This window comes from Peribacillus sp. (assembly GCF_059453735.1).
This window is the reverse complement of the sequence record NZ_JAZVJO010000386.1, coordinates 14,730-30,700: the sequence shown is the minus strand read 5'-3', so window position 1 is coordinate 30,700 and position 15,971 is coordinate 14,730. Positions and strand designations below refer to the sequence as shown.

Genomic DNA, 15,971 nt, shown 5'->3' with positions numbered 1-15,971 from the left:
AAATAGCCCTGCCCAGAACAATATTCACAAGTATTTCCCTTTCCTTTCATTATCAACATCTCCTTATTAATAATCTTAATTTTCTGATATCTTATCAAACATAACGAAATAAGGAAAATCTCAAAAGGAACGAAAAACCTTTTATGTAACCGCATACAGTTATGATTTTCTACTGTTTTCTCTCTATTTCTTAAATTAACTGAATATTTAAAAAAGCTGTATAGGAAAATTCCTAACAGCTTGGTGTTTTAGAGAATATTAAATTTCCCTTTCTTTAATACGGTACTTGTGCCGCCAATAGAGAAAAGTGCGCGATTATCAATCACCTTTTTCATTACTGAAGCCGGTTTTCCTTTTAATTTTTTCCCATAGACGATACCAATAGCATCACGTTCCCCAAGCGAACATACTGTTCCTTTAATATCAGGCTTAAACGCAGTCAAATTCGTTTCTTGGCGTAATAAGGCCAGCAGATTATTGGTTACCACATCTGCTTGCTGCAGTGCGATTTGGGCTGTTGGAGGATAGGGCCGATTAATCTCCTCATTAATAATTAGGGAACAGTCTCCAATGATGAAAATATTCTCGTGTCCTGGAGCCCGTAAATCTGGGTCCACCTTCACTCGGCACCTATTCGCTTCAAAGCCTGATTCTTCAATTACAGAGCTTCCGCGGATTCCAGCCGCCCAAATCACGGTACCTGCTTTAATTTCTTGTGTCTCTTCTTCACCAATACCTACTATAATGCCCTCTGGATCAGCACCCTTTATAGGTGTCCCAATCTTAAATTCAACCCCTCTTTTCTCCAGATGGGCTACTGCATAATCAACCAATTCTGGATCAAAGCCAGGTAGCACCGCTTTTGCTGCCTCTACACAATAAACTTTCACCTTATTTTGATCAATCTCATATGTTTTACATAACTGCGGTATGCGATTGACCAGTTCACCTAGGAATTCTATCCCTGTGAAACCTGCACCGCCGACTATGATTGTCAACCGTTCTTCCTTTTTTATAGCTTCATTTTGATACGTTGAAAATTGACTTTCAATATGCTCGCGTATTTGTTTAGCTGCATCTACACTCGTAATCGAATACGCAAATTCCTTCAAGCCTTTAATGCCAAAGGTTTCTGATTCACCGCCGAGTGCTATAACTAAATAATCATAAGAAACCTCACCGATATCGGTCATTACTTTTTTTTCTGCGGTGGCTATTTTTGTAACGGATGCTTGAATAAAGGCAACCTTTTTAACATCAATCACAGATTTAACTGGATAGGTAACCTGGTCGTCCCGTAGTGTACCCGCTGCGGCTTCATGAAGCCAAGTCGTTTCATAATGGTAGTTATTTTTGTTAATCAGTACAATTTCTACTTCATCTGTACGTATTTTTTTTTGCAAGCGTACGGTAGTCATTAAACCGCCATATCCTGCCCCAAGAATTACGATTTTTGTTTTCAAGAATATCACTTCTGCCTTTCCTTTTACGATTATGTTTTATTGTTTCCATATTCTTTATTATTAACAATTCATTTTTTGGGATTTTTGTTTTTTTATCTTTAGAGATTTTCTGTTCATTCCTCGGTTTCCTTGTTTATTAAGAGAGATGGGTCAGAATTAGGGGCAAACTAAGCTTAATATCTGAATATAGAGGTTTTTGTATTTCGTTCTTGATTATCTATGATAAGATAGTAAAATAAATTTCGTATTTTTATCGGAGGGATTTGGCTTGGAAGAGAATGAAAAAGTATATGATATAACTATTATCGGAGGCGGCCCTATTGGTTTATTTACCGCTTTTTATGGCGGTATGAGACAGGCGTCTGTGAAAATTATAGAAAGTCTGCCACAGCTGGGCGGGCAATTATCCGCCTTATATCCAGAAAAATACATTTACGACGTAGCAGGCTTTCCAAAAGTACGGGCACAGGAGCTTGTCGATAATTTAAAACAGCAAATGTCTAAATTCGAACCAACTGTGGTACTTGAAGAAGCTGTACAAACCGTTGAAAAACAAGCTGATGGTGTGTTTAAGCTAACAACTAATGGTGGTACACATTTTACAAAAGCCATTATTATAACAGCTGGGAACGGAGCATTCCAGCCACGCAGAATTGAATTGGATGAAGCGGCTAAATACGAAGGGAAAAACCTTCATTACTTCATCGATGATTTAAATCATTTTGCCGGCAAAAAAGTGGTGATATTCGGTGGAGGAGATTCCGCAGTTGATTGGGCGCTTATGCTTGAACCCATCGCTGAAAAAGTAACAATCGTTCATCGTCGAGATAAATTCAGAGCACACGAACATAGTGTTGAGAATTTAAAAAAATCAAATGTAGAAATTAAAACCCCATTCATCCCTGCTGAATTCCTTGGTAACGACGAAGCCATTACACAAGTGGTCGTGCAGAGTGCAAATGGTGAAGATAAGGAAGTCATCGATGTCGATGCAGTCATCGGGAATTACGGTTTTGTATCCTCTCTTGGACCAATTAAAGATTGGGGATTCGAACTTCAAAAAAATACAATTGTTGTGAACTCAAAAATGGAAACGAGTATTCCAGGCATCTACGCAGCCGGCGATATTTGTACCTATGATGGCAAAGTGAAACTTATTGCCAGCGGCTTCGGCGAAGCACCTACGGCCGTCAATAACGCGAAGCAATATATCGATCCAAAGGCTCGAATCCAACCAATGCATAGTACGTCAATGTTCTAAGAATTGATCAAAGGAACCAAGTGGAGGATGAAAAACACCTTCTACTTGGTTCCTTTTTGTTTACCTGTTTTTATAGAGGGTAAAAAATAAATAAGTAATTTATGAAAGGGTGGTTCCATATGAAAGTATTAGTAGCTGGAGCAAATGGAACAACAGGCAGACAAATTGTAAGCTTATTAGCTAAAGAAGAAACTCATACGGCACTCGCTATGATTCGAAAAGAAGAACAAATTGAGGATATCAAAAAAGCGGGCGGTGAACCAGTCTTGGCTGATCTCGAGGGAAATCTTGATCAAGCAGTCCAAGGTGTCTCTGCAGTTATTTTTGCAGCTGGTTCTGGTCCAAAAACCGGCCCTGACAAAACGACAGCCGTTGATCGTGATGGGGCCATCTCTTTAATTGATGCAGCAAAAAAAGCGGGAGTAAAACGCTTTGTCATGTTAAGTGCGATTGGATCTGACACACCGGAACAAGGACCAGAAGGCATGCAGCACTATTTCAAAGCAAAGCTTGATGCCGATGAGCATCTTAAGCAAAGCGGACTAACCTATACGATTGTTCGTCCAGGCGCATTAACGAATGAAGAAGGTACAGGGAAAATTATTGCACAGAATAAACTTGAAGATCCGAAAGGAAAGATCTCTCGAGCAGATGTTGCACAAGTTATCGTTTCTTCCTTAGAAGACGAAAAAACGTATAATCAAACCTTTGAAATTCTGAATGGGAATGTCCCAATCAAAGAAGCCATTTCTGAACTATAAAAAAAGGCACCTGAAATGATTTCAGGTGCCTTTTTTTTGTATTAACAGCTTTCTGGTGTTCCTTCATTCTTCGCTGTTTTAAAAGATGATCCACATCCACAAGAAGCGATGGCATTCGGATTCTCTATGGTAAAGCCGCCGCCCATTAGGGACTGTTTGTAGTCAATAGCCGTGCCACTTAAAATCGAAGCATCGTTTTTATTGACAAGGATTTTGATTTCAAACTGTTCAAGCTGCTGATCATTTTCCCCAGCTTCTTGTTCAAAGCCCATACCATATGAAAGACCGCTGCAGCCTCCTCCTTTTACAGCTACCCGTAAAAAGGAACCTTCTTCTTCATTGTGTTTCATCATTTCTTTTATCTGAAAAGCCGCAGCTTCTGTAATCGTTACTACTTCACTCATTTAAAACCCTCCCTTAAGTTTGATGAGGAATGTTTCTCTATTAGTATATACTGAAAATCAGTTGCTTCTCAACTTTCTGATCCAAAAATAGGAATATCTTTTTAAAAAGCAACTTATCTATGTCACCATTCATTTAGAACATTGGATTGTCTTTAAGGTATTGATAAATATTACTAACCAGCTCTTCTGTTGTTTCTCCAGAAACAGGATCACCATTCACTAAAGCATAAAGACTTGCCGCGCATTTTCCACATTGACTGAGACATCCATACTCAACAATATCTAAATTAGGATCACGTTCTAATTGCTCTAATGCTTCCTGTGCTCCGCTGGCTAAGTTACTTATACAAAATTCAATTATAGGCTTCATACTCTCACCTCACATTACTAACAGATTATCCTATCCCTTTTTTTCTAAACAGTCAATTCATTTAGCTTATAATTATCAAAATTGTTAATATAATTAGTTGTGATTTATCGACAATTTAGATATACTTTTTAGTGGTATATCATGTAGTAAATGCACGGACAAACGGGGATTTAGGGGAAATATCTGCAACGATAGTAAATTGCGCTCAGTATTGAGTAGTAACTCTTAGTTGCACAAAGGGGAATTATACATGAAGAACTTAGTCATACTAGGCGGAGGGTATGGAGGAATGCGAATCCTTGAGCGATTGCTTCCTGGACATCTTCCGGATGAAGTGTCCATTACACTTATTGATCGTAATCCTTACCATAGTTTAAAAACAGAATTCTACGGTCTAGCTGCTGGAACGATTCCAGATCAGCATATACGTGTGGGGTTTCCTGATCATCCAAGACTTGAGAAAGTGTACGGAGAAATTGAATCTATAGACTTAGAAAATAAACAAGTCATTCTTTTAAATCAAGAACCAGTTCCTTACGATGACCTTGTTATCGGTCTTGGCTGTGAAGATAAATATCACAGTGTTCCAGGTGCAGATGAGTTTACGTACAGCATTCAAACAATAGACAAATCACGCCATACATACCAAGCATTAAATAATCTTGGTTCCGGGGGAACGGTTTCGATTGTCGGCGGAGGGTTAAGCGGAATTGAACTCGCTAGTGAGCTTTGTGAAAGCCGTCCTGACCTAAAAGTGAAACTGTTTGATCGTGGTCCGCATATTCTTTCTACGTTTCCAGTCAGACTGTACACGTATGTGGAATCATGGTTCACAAAGCATGGTGTAGAAATAGTCCACCATGCAAATATTACAAAAGTAGAAGAAAATATTCTTTATAATAATGATCAGCCTACACAGAGTGACGTAGTTGTCTGGACAGCTGGAATCCGGCCGAATCGAATCGTCAGAGAAATGGACATTGAAAAAGACCAACAAGGCCGGGCAATTCTCACACCACAGCACTTTCTTCCAACCGACGACAGTGTTTTTGTAGTAGGAGATTGTGCGAGTCTTCCACATGCTCCAAGTGCACAGTTAGCAGAAGGACAAGCCGAACAAATCGTTCAGGTCCTTCAAAAAAAATGGGCGAATCAACCACTTCCTGAAAGCTTCCCATTGATTAAGCTTAAAGGCACATTAGGCTCTTTAGGTAAGAAGCAAGGCTTTGGGCTTGTAGCCGAACGTCCAATTACTGGACGAGTGGCACGTCTCTTAAAGTCAGGCATTCTTTGGATGTACAAAAATCATAGAGGATAACCCTAAGCTTGCAGAAACTTTCTGCAAGCTATTTATTCTGTTCCTTCTTCATAGCCATATTCTTTTAATTTAGCAGCAATGGTTTTTAACCTTGGATTGCCTTCCCCCATAATTTCTCCCTCTATTAAGACAATGGGATAAAAAAGGTCTTCTTCAATTACTCTGTTTACAAATTGCTGAATCACAGGGTTATCATGTGAACTTTCAATATCAAAATATCTCATTGGTATATGTTGGTTTGGGAATTTCCGATTTAGTGCAGCTCCAAGCCATTCATACGTATCTTTAGATGAAGGCATTCCTACACAGCTCGCGCAAACCTGTTCCGCTCCAAATACTTGTACTTCAGTCTCTTTGTAATTCATTATTTAGCATCCCCTAACGATATTCTTCTGAATTTAAAAATAAGGCTTGTTTGAAAACTTTATACGTAGTTACAGATGGATTTTTTGCTTCCTGAGCATTATAATAAAGAGTATGAAAGGAGTCGATTGCAATGTCTGAACAGACAATGGAAGTACAGGTTCAAGAAGTTTTAGATAAGCTTCGTCCGTTTCTTCTTCGTGACGGCGGTGACTGTGAGCTTGTAGACGTAGATGAAGGAATCGTTAAATTACGTCTTCTTGGCGCATGCGGCAGCTGTCCAAGTTCTACAATTACCCTTAAAGCCGGTATTGAACGCGCTCTTCTTGAGGAAGTACCTGGCGTAGTGGAAGTTGAACAAGTATTCTAAGTAACTTCAATATAGTAAAGCTGGCCTGTATAGGCCAGCTTTTTGTTTTACTTTTTACTTGTCTCCATTCCATCTCCTCGTGCATAAACCATTGCCTTGCTTCCCTCATTGTCAATATTAATTAGCTGAACTGTGTATGCTGGAAAAGTATTTGCCAAACACTCCAAAACCTGACCGGCTTTTTCCTCCTCCACCAGGCATAATACCGTAGGTCCAGCCCCGCTTAGCGCTGTTCCGACAGCACCACTATCCCTTGCTGCTTGTTCAACTTTAGCCAAATGAGGCACCAACATACTCCGATACGGCTGATGAAATCGATCCTTTTTCATCATTGCCCCAGCTAGCTCCCAATTACGTGTTAATAGAGCCGTCAGCAAAACATTGGCTGATGCACTGGCTAACACCGCGTCTTGGTACCCTAAACTCTTGGGTAAGACATTACGTGAATCGTCTGTCCGAAGCTCATAATCTGGAATAACTGCAATCACCTTAATCCCTTCTAAAGGATAGGATATTACATGTGTTTCCTCTTCCGAATGCCAACCGACAACAAGTCCACCAGAAACGGATGCCCCAGCATTATCTGGATGCCCCTCCAATAGGGATGCATGACGGATTTTTTCTTCTGAAGATAAATGCAGATTACCTGCAATATTGGCAAGTTCAATTCCAGCGACAATTGCAGATGCACTGCTTCCTAATCCACGCGTCAATGGAATGTCACTGCAAACGGTCATACGGCATGGCCTAAGTTCTTTATTATAGGCTTCAGCCACTTTTTTAGCGATCGAGACAATATAATTCGTTTCATCGGCAGGAAATACCTTAAGATCTTCTGATAGAGGGATCACTTCCCACCTTTCCGAAAAGCTTCCACGGACCTCTAAATACAGTGCAAGCGCTAGTCCAATTGAATCAAATCCTGGTCCCAGATTTGCTGTACTTGCTGGAACCTTGATTGAAAACATTGCCTCTTCACTCATACTTTTACCACACCCTGCAGATGCTCAATGATGATTTTTTCATCCATTGGCAGCAATTCCGCTTTGATTGAACTCGTCTCAACAGCCACATTCGGATCCTTCAGGCCATTTCCAGTTAATACAGCAACGATTTTAGAACCGCGTTTGATTTCTCCGCTGGCCAACTGTTTACGAATTCCAGCGATTGAGGCACATGAAGCTGGTTCAGCAAAGATCCCCTCTTTACTTGCTAACAAGTGATAGGCTTCTAGTATTTCTGCATCAGAAACTTCGTCGATTTTACCGTTTGATTCTTCAGCCGCTTCTACAGCAAATTTCCAGCTTGCAGGATTTCCAATTCGGATTGCTGTAGCAATCGTTTCTGGTTCCTCAAACACACGATTGTGAACAATCGCCGCTGCACCTTCGGCTTCAAAGCCTCTCATCTCTGGAAGCCCTGTCTGTTTCTTTTCATTGTATTCCTTGAAGCCTTTCCAATAGGCGGTAATATTCCCAGCATTACCTACTGGAAGGGCTAGAATATCAGGTGCATGACCTAAAACATCTACAATCTCAAAAGCCGCTGTTTTCTGTCCTTCAATCCGGTAAGGATTAACTGAATTAACTAGTGTAATAGGCGCATTCTCACTGATATTACGGACAATTTGCAGCGCATTATCAAAATTACCTTCAATCGAAATAATTTCTGCTCCATACATGACCGCTTGGGCTAATTTTCCCATGGCAATTTTTCCTTCTGGAATGACGACGATACAACGTATATTTGCTCTAGCCGCATACGCAGCCGCAGCAGCAGACGTATTTCCAGTGGAAGCACAAATGATTGCGTCACTTCCCTCTTCAATTGCTTTAGCAACGGCCATTACCATGCCGCGATCCTTAAAAGAACCTGTTGGGTTTAAGCCTTCATATTTAACATAAAGGTCAATTCCCCATTCCGCAGAAAGGTTGTTACATTTAATAAGAGGAGTATTTCCCTCATGAAGGGATAAATCTGGTGTTTGATCATTGATCGGCAGATAGTCTATATATTCTTTTAACAGTCCGTTCCAACTCATTTTCCATTCTCCCCTTCAACACGGTACGTGCTTTTGATTTCTTTTACCATTTCATAATCATTCATTTTTTGTTGTATTTTTTCGAAATTTTCAAGAGTTGCGCGATGTGTTACAAGCACGATTTCTGACGAATGCTCTTCCTCCATCGGCAATTGCAGTATTTTATCAAAGCTGACACCATGTTCTGCAAATAGTGTGGTGATTTTCGCAAGTACTCCCACTTCGTCCTTTACATGCAGACGGAAAAAGAACTTCGCCTTAACTTCTGAAGGCTTCTTAAGCGTTTTTGAATATTGAGGCGAAACAGCACTTCGTCCATTTACACCTAATCTCATATTCTTCATAACAGATACGAGATCAGACACTACGGCTGTAGCTGTTGGGAGACTTCCTGCTCCAGGACCATAAAACATCGTTTCCCCTACCGCTTCTCCATAGACATAAACCGCATTATATTCATTGTTTACAGATGCTAAAGGATGATGTTCAGGAAGCAAGGCAGGCTGGACACTTACTTCTACCTTATCACCATCTCTAGAAGATAAACCAATCAGCTTCATCGTATATCCGAGCCTCTTGCTATATACTAAATCTTCCTCCGAAATGCCCGTGATCCCCTCATACTTCACATCTGCTAGATCGATATTCATTGAGAATCCCAGCGTAGAAAGAATCGCCATTTTACGCGCAGCATCTAATCCGCTGACATCCGCAGTTGGATCTGCTTCTGCGTACCCAAGTGCCTGTGCTTCCTTTAATACATCTTGATAGGCACTGCCATTTTTACTCATTTTCGTAAGAATAAAATTGGTGGTACCATTCACAATGCCCATCATTTTTGTAATCCGATCCGACGATAATCCATCTACAAGCCCACGTAAAATCGGAATACCTCCTGCAACACTAGCTTCATAGAATAAATCACATTGATTTTCAGTTGCAACTGTCAGCAGCTCTGAACCATATAATGCCATTAAATCCTTGTTAGCCGTTACTACATGTTTTTTATTCTTCAAAGCCTTTAAAAGATACCCTTTCGTTTCATCGATTCCCCCCATTACCTCAATAATGACATCGATTTCCGGATCATCTAAAACATCCGCAGGATCCAAAGTAAGCTTCCCTTCAGGAACTTCCACATCACGATCCTTATTCAGATTTTTGACAAGAATTTTCTTTATTCGAACGGGACAGCCAATTTGATGGATTAGCTTATCCTGATTTCTTTCTATGATTTTTACTACTCCAGATCCAACCGTTCCGAGTCCAAGTAAGCCTATTGAGATAGTTTTCATTTCCGTTTCCCCCTGCCGTCTGTATATCCATTAAAAACATTTGTTTTTCTATAGTAGACATTATAAATTTATTTTTCTAAAATTTCAATAGATGAATCCCCATTTTCCTCATTACTCTGTTCGAATCCTCGAAAAATTAGCAGAATACACTGAAATTTCTTTTTTTAAAAGTGCTTTCCATTAAGGAAAGCACTATTTTCATATTTACCTATAAATTCTTTAGACTAGTTTTTGAAGACAAAACAATCTGTGGATTTTTTGCAGGATCAAGCCAAGAAAGAATACGAACAACATTTTTCTCTGTTGTTGCCGCACATCCAGCGGTACTTGTTCCTCTCCCCCGCCAGACATGAAGGAAAATGGCACTGCCCTTCCCTTTAATAACAGGGTCCATATTATACGAAATTACAGCCCCGTATCTATAAAGAGGATGATTCATCACTTCATAAGATTTCCACTTTTTATTTGGATTACCTGTGTAACGCACCCATTTGTTATAATCTTTTGATGCTGGATCATCTACCCAAAAATCATTCTTCGTCGTTTTTTTGTAAGGCCACGTTATCGAATCAAGTTTTTTTGTTTTTCCAAAGGCTGTCCCAAATGCATACATTCCTATTGGGGTTTTTCCATCACCCTCACTTTTTTGATTGGTGAAGCCTTTTTTACCAACGACCCCAGACATCTTAATTAATACTCTTCGCCACTCCCCATACTTGTTTTCATATGCTCGAATGGCGGCACTTGTACTTGTATTCTTTTCTCCAATGACAGTCAAAACCTGTTTTGCTCCTTTTTCCTTAGAAGCCTTGTTCATGATTCTTTTTTCATCTGTGGTGAAGACTTCTTTTGCAGAATGGGCTTTAACATAAACAGGACGGTTATTATAACAAACTTTGTACCAGCTGTGTTTCCTCTTGACCACAGCTACTTTTTTCCCTTTCGCCAGCGTTTTCACTGTGACTGATGCAGGGTCCTTTTTTTCTTTCAGGTCCGTTTTTTCCTTTAAAATAATGCTAAAATTAGGTTTGCTGCAACCAGCAGCTAATGTTTCCTTGGGATGAATAATACTAAGGATAAACATACATAACACGAACGTACAAATCATTCTTATTTTCAACTAGATAATCCTCCAATATCTTTTTTTTCCAACCACTCTTTATTAACTAATGTTTTAGGCTTCCTTCCAGTTAAAATTCTACTGATATTTTCTGAACATAAGGTCATCATTCCTATTCTTGTTTCTATGCTTGAACTTGCCATATGAGGAGTGGCAAGTACATTTGGTAATGAAACCAATGGATGGTCAGATCCAATTGGCTCATTTATGAATACATCCAGCCCTGCCCCGGCTATTTCCCCTTGAACAAGCGCTTTATGTAATGCGTCTTCGTCAACAACGCGTCCTCTGGACGTATTAATAAATATGGCTGAATCTTTCATGCGTTTAAATGCTTCCGCATCAAACATATTCTCGGTGTCGTCTGTTAAGGGAGTCATACAGACAACATAATCGGAACGTTCAAGCAGTTCTTCAAACCTGCAATAAACAGCCCCTAGATGCTGTTCGGCATCTGGCTTTCTCCGCCGATTGTGGTAGAGAATCTCCATTTCAAATCCGAGAGAACGCTTTGCCACCGTCTCACCGATATCTCCCATCCCAATAATTCCTAACGTCTTATGATGAATATCATGACCAGCCAGTAATAACGGACTCCACGATTGCCAGTTTCCCTGCTTAATCGTTTCAGCACCTTCAGCTATTCTTCTCGCCGTGGCCATTAAAAGTGCAAAGGTGAAATCGGCTGTGGTATCTGTTAAGACATCTGGGGTATTACATACAGCGATTCCCTTAGCATTTGCGGCTTCTACGTCAATATTATCGTAGCCGACTGCCATATTAGCGATTACCTTCAAATTTTTAGCCTGCGCTAACAGGCTGGAGTCAATTTTATCCGAAATCGTTACGAATAATGCATCGACCTTTTGTGCCTCTTCAAGCAAAATTTCCGGAGGAACTGCATCTTCTTCGGAATCCCATACCCTAACTTCAAACTGTTTCTTTAAGTTCCCGATTATTCCGGGGACAATTTTCCTTGTAATAAAAACGGACGGTTTACTCATTCTGTAATCCCCTTTCCGTGTCTGGTTATCATTATCATAACATAGTAAAAAAGAGTGGAAAACAGATTAAGTAAATTCTCTAAATTTTCTTTTTATTTTGTTTATCTACAGCCAACTAATGGATGGGATGTTCAGCTGCCTCGCGGGAACTTCGGCTATTTCATAAAATCGTCTTAAAAATTCCTCATAATAATGTGCCGTATCTGTATAGATATTCAGCTTATCTTCCAGTTCATTCGCTCTAGATTCTTTAGGGCTCGAAAAATACTCTTCAATCGTTTCTACATAATGTATAGGGAACAGCAGCCGTGAATAAAGCAATCGTGCCGAAAAGCTAGACAGCGATCCGAGTGCTTGGTAATCATTCATGAATTCTGTAATTTCCGGCTGATGGGTTAGTGGTTTTGCGAAGTAATGTTCCCTAATCCATTCAGCTATATCTCGGCTCCCATGATCGAATACCCAATCAAAGGGATTCTTGATACAAGGCTTTCCACTCCAGATATCGTTGGTAAACCTTTCATAACAAACGGTTCCCCCATCCGTCATAACCGGTGTATCATCGATTTCCGTATCTACTAAATATTGAATGGCGTTTTCCGAAAGAGATAAATAGTAAGGAAAACTTTCAATAAATTGTTTTTCAAACGCATTATTTGGATGAGCTACCAATTTGTCATTCCACATTCTCTCTAGCTGGTCAATTCTTTGTTCCCATAATCCCTTCCACTCACCTACTCTAGAACAAGCCTTAATCGGTGTGTTAATCGAACGTGCTCGATGGTGAAACTTAGCTAGCTTCCTGCCTATATGGGTACTTCTCCCCTCTTCCTGAGAAGTGTTTGCTAAAAGTAAAAATAACTGTCCCTCCGTTTCAGAAATATAACGACCTTCTTTGGAAAGAATAAATCTTGAGACATACCGATCTCCCTGAAGAGCTAAATGCTCAGACATCTTTTGTCTTTCAGCTAGTTCCTCCTCGTTCACTTCTTCTAATGGGATGATGCTGTAAATGGCATCCCCCGAACGAAAGGATGGGTATCTGTTTCCTTTCTCTTCCTGATCTACCGTGATACCATACTGATCAAAAATTGTTTGTTCGATCATATTCTCCCGCCTTTTTCTTAAAAGTGGCTTCACTACTTAAACATATGATGAACAAATAGGATTTCTGAATGATTTTCTAAATTTAGAATATATTTTTATAATAAGCGTCTTGCTGTACAAATTGTCGGAGAAACGGGTGATTATATGTCAGAAAAAGTAAATCTATCTGAACAAACAGCAAAAAGGTGGCTGCAGGAGCGTGGCGTAAAGATAGAAGATATTGCAGAGTTGGTGATGTTTTTACAATCAAGTTACCATGAAAATTTACAGTTAACAGATTGTATTCATAATGTCGAACGTGTCCTTTCTAAAAGAGAAGTTCAAAACGCAATATTAACTGGCATTCAGTTGGATATGCTTGCTGAACAAAAATTGCTTGAACAGCCTCTACAAAACATTATTGAAACAGACGAAAGTCTATATGGCGTCGATGAGGTTCTCGCTTTTTCAATCGTAAACGTCTATGGTTCCATTGGTTTCACTAATTATGGATATGTAGATAAACTAAAGCCAGGAATCCTCAAACATCTCAATGATAAGAGCAGCGGGAAGGTTCACACTTTTCTAGATGATATTGTCGGTGCCATTGCTGCCGCCGCATCAAGCCGTCTTGCACACCGAGATGAAAACGCAGAATAAAACTCGGTTTGAACTACTGATAGAGGATCCGGTTTTAAGTAAACAAAGCCGGCCCCATTGGACCGGCTTTACGTTATCTTTTAAAATTCCCATTGATCAAGAGAATCCAGTACGTGTGTTGGCTTAACCTTATATTTAGTCAAATGTTCTTTTGTTGTCACGCCTGTGTGGACAAGCAAGGTGTCCATTCCAGCATTAATTCCTGCTAGGATGTCCGTATCGTAATTATCACCGACCATAATCGTTTCATCTTTGCTAATTCCTAACACTTTCAAAGCCTGTTCTACAATTATGGATTCCGGTTTACCTATGAACACGGGCTGCACGCCGGTTGAAACCGTAACCACCGATGTGATTGAGCCATTTCCAGGTAGAAAACCACGTTCTGTCGGCAAAGCAATGTCAGCATTTGTTGAGATAAAGAATGCACCATTTCGAACAGCAAGACATGCTTTTGTCAGTTTTTCATAATTGATAGCACGATCAATCCCCATAACAACAAAGTCTGGTTTTTCATCCGTTAAGTGAATCCCCTTTGCTTGAAGAGCAGCAATGATTCCTTCTTCTCCAACTACATAAGCAGTCGAATCGCTTTTTCGTTCTGCAATAAAATTAGCTGTGGCCATACTAGTCGTAAAGACTTGTTTATCACTTGCATCTATTCCAAATGCACGTAATTTTTCAGCTACCTGTGCAGGTGTTCTTGATGAGTTATTCGTAACAAATAAATAAGGAATCTCTCGTTTGACCAGGCCCTCAATAAAAGCACCTGCTTCTTCAATTTTCTCTGTTCCCCTATAGATTGTTCCATCTAAATCAATAAGATAACCTTTATAGTGTTTCAATCGATAACCTCCAACCAGTTGTTTAGTTTTTAAAAGCAGATACTGGTCCTAATTCATTGATTAAATAGGATCTGATGTGACGAGGGTATAGAAGAAACGCTTCCAAATTTTCTTCAAATAAAACGGACGTTTCTGTAAAATCTAATTCCAGATAATCCTGGATTAATTTTTTTCGAAGCGGCAGTAAATTTTTGAATTGGACAGCCATTTCACTTGTGATTACCTTTTCATCGAGTAGAATATCAATAATGTCCTCAAAACTGCCAGGGTCCCGCATAATAAATCCATCAATCATTGCATTACCCGTATCTAGTACGGCATCAATGGAAGTTTGTATCAATCTTTCTAAAGCAAGTTTTGATTGAAGTTCTTCCCAATTCTTAATTTCACGATAGGAAGCAAGCTGTTTTTCTAGAAAAGCTAACAATATTTCTATTCTTTCTCTATCCACAAAATACATTCTTACAAACCCCTTCTCTCTGGTTAGTCATAAATCTCTCATGCCTTACCCGCCACTTGATGATACCATAATTCCGTCCCTTACCGTCGAATCTGCTATTAAATACGGCTGTGGATTGTTATGATAAAAGAAAATAGTGGAAAGAAGGAATTGTTATGGAAACGTTTGATTTTTTATACAATGACCTCGTAGATACGAAAACACGTTTTGCCAGCTTTGTCGGAAGAGAAATCCGTTATGACTTAGCTATTGTAATGACTGATCGGTTTTATGGAAAAAAACTTATTCTTGATATGCAAAGCAACCGTTTTGCGATTATCGGTCCTGATGATTTAGATGAAGAAGGCTACCTTGAACATGCCTTTCAAATTTCTGCTGAAGAAGCAGAAGAACTGCACTTGTTCTTAACTGAAATCGTTTAGCATGCTCCCTCCTCAAATGGACATCCTATAAAGGGAGGATGATACCAATGACCGAAAATTATCATGATTTCCTCAATGTTGAAAAACAACGTCATTCCCTGATACCAGAAGAATTCCCAGAAGGTCCATACGGTTCTTCACGAGCAGCAAGTTCACCAGTTGAAAACAAAAGCTTAAATTGGAAAGAAGGACAATCATTCCAGAGTGCTGTTAATTATGAAAATAAATCGCTGCATGAAAATCTACCAAGGAAATACCCTGGTGCAGCTGTACCTGAAGATCTAAATAAAACGTAAACAATAATAAAATGGACAACCATTAGCCATGCGGCATTGGTTGTCCATCTTTTTTACAAAAAGGAAGCTGTCAAACGTGATAGCTTCCTTGGTTATTTGACCTTTTTCATTACGAAATAGGGACATCCAAAATTACAATATTCATACAGATATTCTGATAATGTACTTATTTTCGTATCAAAAGTTGCCTTTTGATTTTGATCATCAAAAAACCCGCGAAGCCGCAATTGACCATAGCCCCAATCACCGACTATATAATCATACTTAGTCAATATCTCACTGTATCTAGCTAGAAAAGCTTCTTCATTATATCCGTCCCTTTGTTCTTCTACCATTTCATAGTTCAGATTATTGATGCTAATCATGTTCATCACCTCGCAGCTTATAACTTCTTCCTTAAATTATAACGTATTCTCCATGATTTTCTAAGCG

20 protein-coding genes are annotated in these 15,971 nt (G+C 39.5%); 7 read left to right on the top strand and 13 right to left on the bottom strand.

Going from position 1 to position 15,971, the window contains the following annotated elements:
• Positions 1-248 precede the first annotated feature (248 nt).
• On the bottom strand, positions 249-1,472 hold the full coding sequence (locus AC52RT_RS12670; protein WP_495541078.1) for an NAD(P)/FAD-dependent oxidoreductase: 1,224 nt from the start codon (positions 1,470-1,472) through the stop codon (positions 249-251).
• 259 nt (positions 1,473-1,731) lie between these two features.
• On the opposite strand from AC52RT_RS12670, the gene AC52RT_RS12665 reads away from it, so the two are divergent.
• Entirely contained in the window at positions 1,732-2,724 is a 993-nt protein-coding gene (locus AC52RT_RS12665; RefSeq protein ID WP_495541077.1) for an NAD(P)/FAD-dependent oxidoreductase, read from the top strand.
• Positions 2,725-2,843: 119 nt separating this feature from the next.
• A complete protein-coding gene (locus tag AC52RT_RS12660) occupies positions 2,844-3,485 on the top strand; it encodes an SDR family oxidoreductase (protein ID WP_495541076.1) in 642 nt (213 codons plus the stop codon).
• A 41-nt stretch (positions 3,486-3,526) separates the two neighbouring features.
• Here AC52RT_RS12660 and AC52RT_RS12655 read toward each other — a convergent pair whose 3' ends face one another.
• The gene (locus tag AC52RT_RS12655; protein WP_495541075.1) at positions 3,527-3,889 is read right to left on the bottom strand and encodes a HesB/IscA family protein; all 363 of its coding nucleotides are present in this window, start codon (positions 3,887-3,889) and stop codon (positions 3,527-3,529) included.
• A gap of 133 nt (positions 3,890-4,022) precedes the next feature.
• Positions 4,023-4,259: a YuzB family protein gene (locus AC52RT_RS12650; protein ID WP_040374899.1), complete on the bottom strand. Its 237-nt coding sequence runs from the start codon at positions 4,257-4,259 to the stop codon at positions 4,023-4,025.
• A 250-nt stretch (positions 4,260-4,509) separates the two neighbouring features.
• Here AC52RT_RS12650 and AC52RT_RS12645 point away from each other — a divergent pair, with 250 nt between their 5' ends.
• Positions 4,510-5,577: an NAD(P)/FAD-dependent oxidoreductase gene (locus AC52RT_RS12645; protein WP_495541074.1), complete on the top strand. Its 1,068-nt coding sequence runs from the start codon at positions 4,510-4,512 to the stop codon at positions 5,575-5,577.
• A 32-nt stretch (positions 5,578-5,609) separates the two neighbouring features.
• On the opposite strand, the gene AC52RT_RS12640 is transcribed toward AC52RT_RS12645, so the two are convergent.
• Positions 5,610-5,942: a YuzD family protein gene (locus AC52RT_RS12640; protein ID WP_495541073.1), complete on the bottom strand. Its 333-nt coding sequence runs from the start codon at positions 5,940-5,942 to the stop codon at positions 5,610-5,612.
• A gap of 131 nt (positions 5,943-6,073) precedes the next feature.
• Between AC52RT_RS12640 and AC52RT_RS12635 the strand changes: the two genes are divergently transcribed.
• On the top strand, positions 6,074-6,310 hold the full coding sequence (locus AC52RT_RS12635) for a NifU family protein (RefSeq protein ID WP_040374902.1): 237 nt from the start codon (positions 6,074-6,076) through the stop codon (positions 6,308-6,310).
• A gap of 47 nt (positions 6,311-6,357) precedes the next feature.
• Here AC52RT_RS12635 and thrB read toward each other — a convergent pair whose 3' ends face one another.
• The 6 genes from thrB to yutH all read right to left on the bottom strand — a co-directional run bounded on the left by thrB (position 6,358) and on the right by yutH (position 12,877).
• The gene (gene thrB / locus AC52RT_RS12630) at positions 6,358-7,293 is read right to left on the bottom strand and encodes a homoserine kinase (RefSeq protein ID WP_495541072.1); all 936 of its coding nucleotides are present in this window, start codon (positions 7,291-7,293) and stop codon (positions 6,358-6,360) included.
• A complete protein-coding gene (thrC, locus tag AC52RT_RS12625) occupies positions 7,290-8,351 on the bottom strand; it encodes a threonine synthase (RefSeq protein ID WP_495541071.1) in 1,062 nt (353 codons plus the stop codon). The genes thrB and thrC overlap by 4 nt, the downstream gene beginning before the upstream one ends.
• On the bottom strand, positions 8,348-9,646 hold the full coding sequence (locus tag AC52RT_RS12620; protein ID WP_495541070.1) for a homoserine dehydrogenase: 1,299 nt from the start codon (positions 9,644-9,646) through the stop codon (positions 8,348-8,350). The genes thrC and AC52RT_RS12620 overlap by 4 nt, the downstream gene beginning before the upstream one ends.
• 208 nt (positions 9,647-9,854) lie before the next feature.
• Complete coding sequence (locus AC52RT_RS12615) at positions 9,855-10,766, bottom strand: L,D-transpeptidase family protein (protein WP_495541069.1); 912 nt, start codon at positions 10,764-10,766, stop codon at positions 9,855-9,857.
• Positions 10,763-11,770 carry a 2-hydroxyacid dehydrogenase gene (locus AC52RT_RS12610; RefSeq protein ID WP_495541068.1) on the bottom strand — a complete coding sequence of 336 codons (1,008 nt, stop codon included), beginning with the start codon at positions 11,768-11,770 and terminating at the stop codon, positions 10,763-10,765. The genes AC52RT_RS12615 and AC52RT_RS12610 overlap by 4 nt, the downstream gene beginning before the upstream one ends.
• Before the next feature lie 105 nt (positions 11,771-11,875).
• Positions 11,876-12,877 (bottom strand): spore coat putative kinase YutH, encoded by a 1,002-nt coding sequence (gene yutH / locus AC52RT_RS12605; RefSeq protein ID WP_495541067.1) that lies wholly within the window; start codon positions 12,875-12,877, stop codon positions 11,876-11,878.
• 144 nt (positions 12,878-13,021) lie between these two features.
• Between yutH and AC52RT_RS12600 the strand changes: the two genes are divergently transcribed.
• A complete protein-coding gene (locus AC52RT_RS12600; protein ID WP_495541066.1) occupies positions 13,022-13,516 on the top strand; it encodes a phosphatidylglycerophosphatase A family protein in 495 nt (164 codons plus the stop codon).
• 80 nt (positions 13,517-13,596) lie between these two features.
• On the opposite strand, the gene AC52RT_RS12595 is transcribed toward AC52RT_RS12600, so the two are convergent.
• Both AC52RT_RS12595 and AC52RT_RS12590 read right to left on the bottom strand, forming a co-directional pair.
• Entirely contained in the window at positions 13,597-14,361 is a 765-nt protein-coding gene (locus AC52RT_RS12595; protein WP_495541065.1) for a TIGR01457 family HAD-type hydrolase, read from the bottom strand.
• Positions 14,362-14,383: 22 nt separating this feature from the next.
• Positions 14,384-14,821 carry a DUF86 domain-containing protein gene (locus tag AC52RT_RS12590; RefSeq protein ID WP_495541064.1) on the bottom strand — a complete coding sequence of 146 codons (438 nt, stop codon included), beginning with the start codon at positions 14,819-14,821 and terminating at the stop codon, positions 14,384-14,386.
• A 155-nt stretch (positions 14,822-14,976) separates the two neighbouring features.
• Between AC52RT_RS12590 and AC52RT_RS12585 the strand changes: the two genes are divergently transcribed.
• Both AC52RT_RS12585 and AC52RT_RS12580 read left to right on the top strand, forming a co-directional pair.
• Complete coding sequence (locus AC52RT_RS12585; RefSeq protein WP_340847046.1) at positions 14,977-15,243, top strand: DUF3055 domain-containing protein; 267 nt, start codon at positions 14,977-14,979, stop codon at positions 15,241-15,243.
• Positions 15,244-15,290: 47 nt separating this feature from the next.
• Positions 15,291-15,539: a cytosolic protein gene (locus tag AC52RT_RS12580; protein ID WP_495541063.1), complete on the top strand. Its 249-nt coding sequence runs from the start codon at positions 15,291-15,293 to the stop codon at positions 15,537-15,539.
• A 92-nt stretch (positions 15,540-15,631) separates the two neighbouring features.
• Here AC52RT_RS12580 and AC52RT_RS12575 read toward each other — a convergent pair whose 3' ends face one another.
• The gene (locus tag AC52RT_RS12575) at positions 15,632-15,904 is read right to left on the bottom strand and encodes a YutD family protein (RefSeq protein WP_040374912.1); all 273 of its coding nucleotides are present in this window, start codon (positions 15,902-15,904) and stop codon (positions 15,632-15,634) included.
• Between the last annotated feature and the right edge of the window lie 67 nt (positions 15,905-15,971).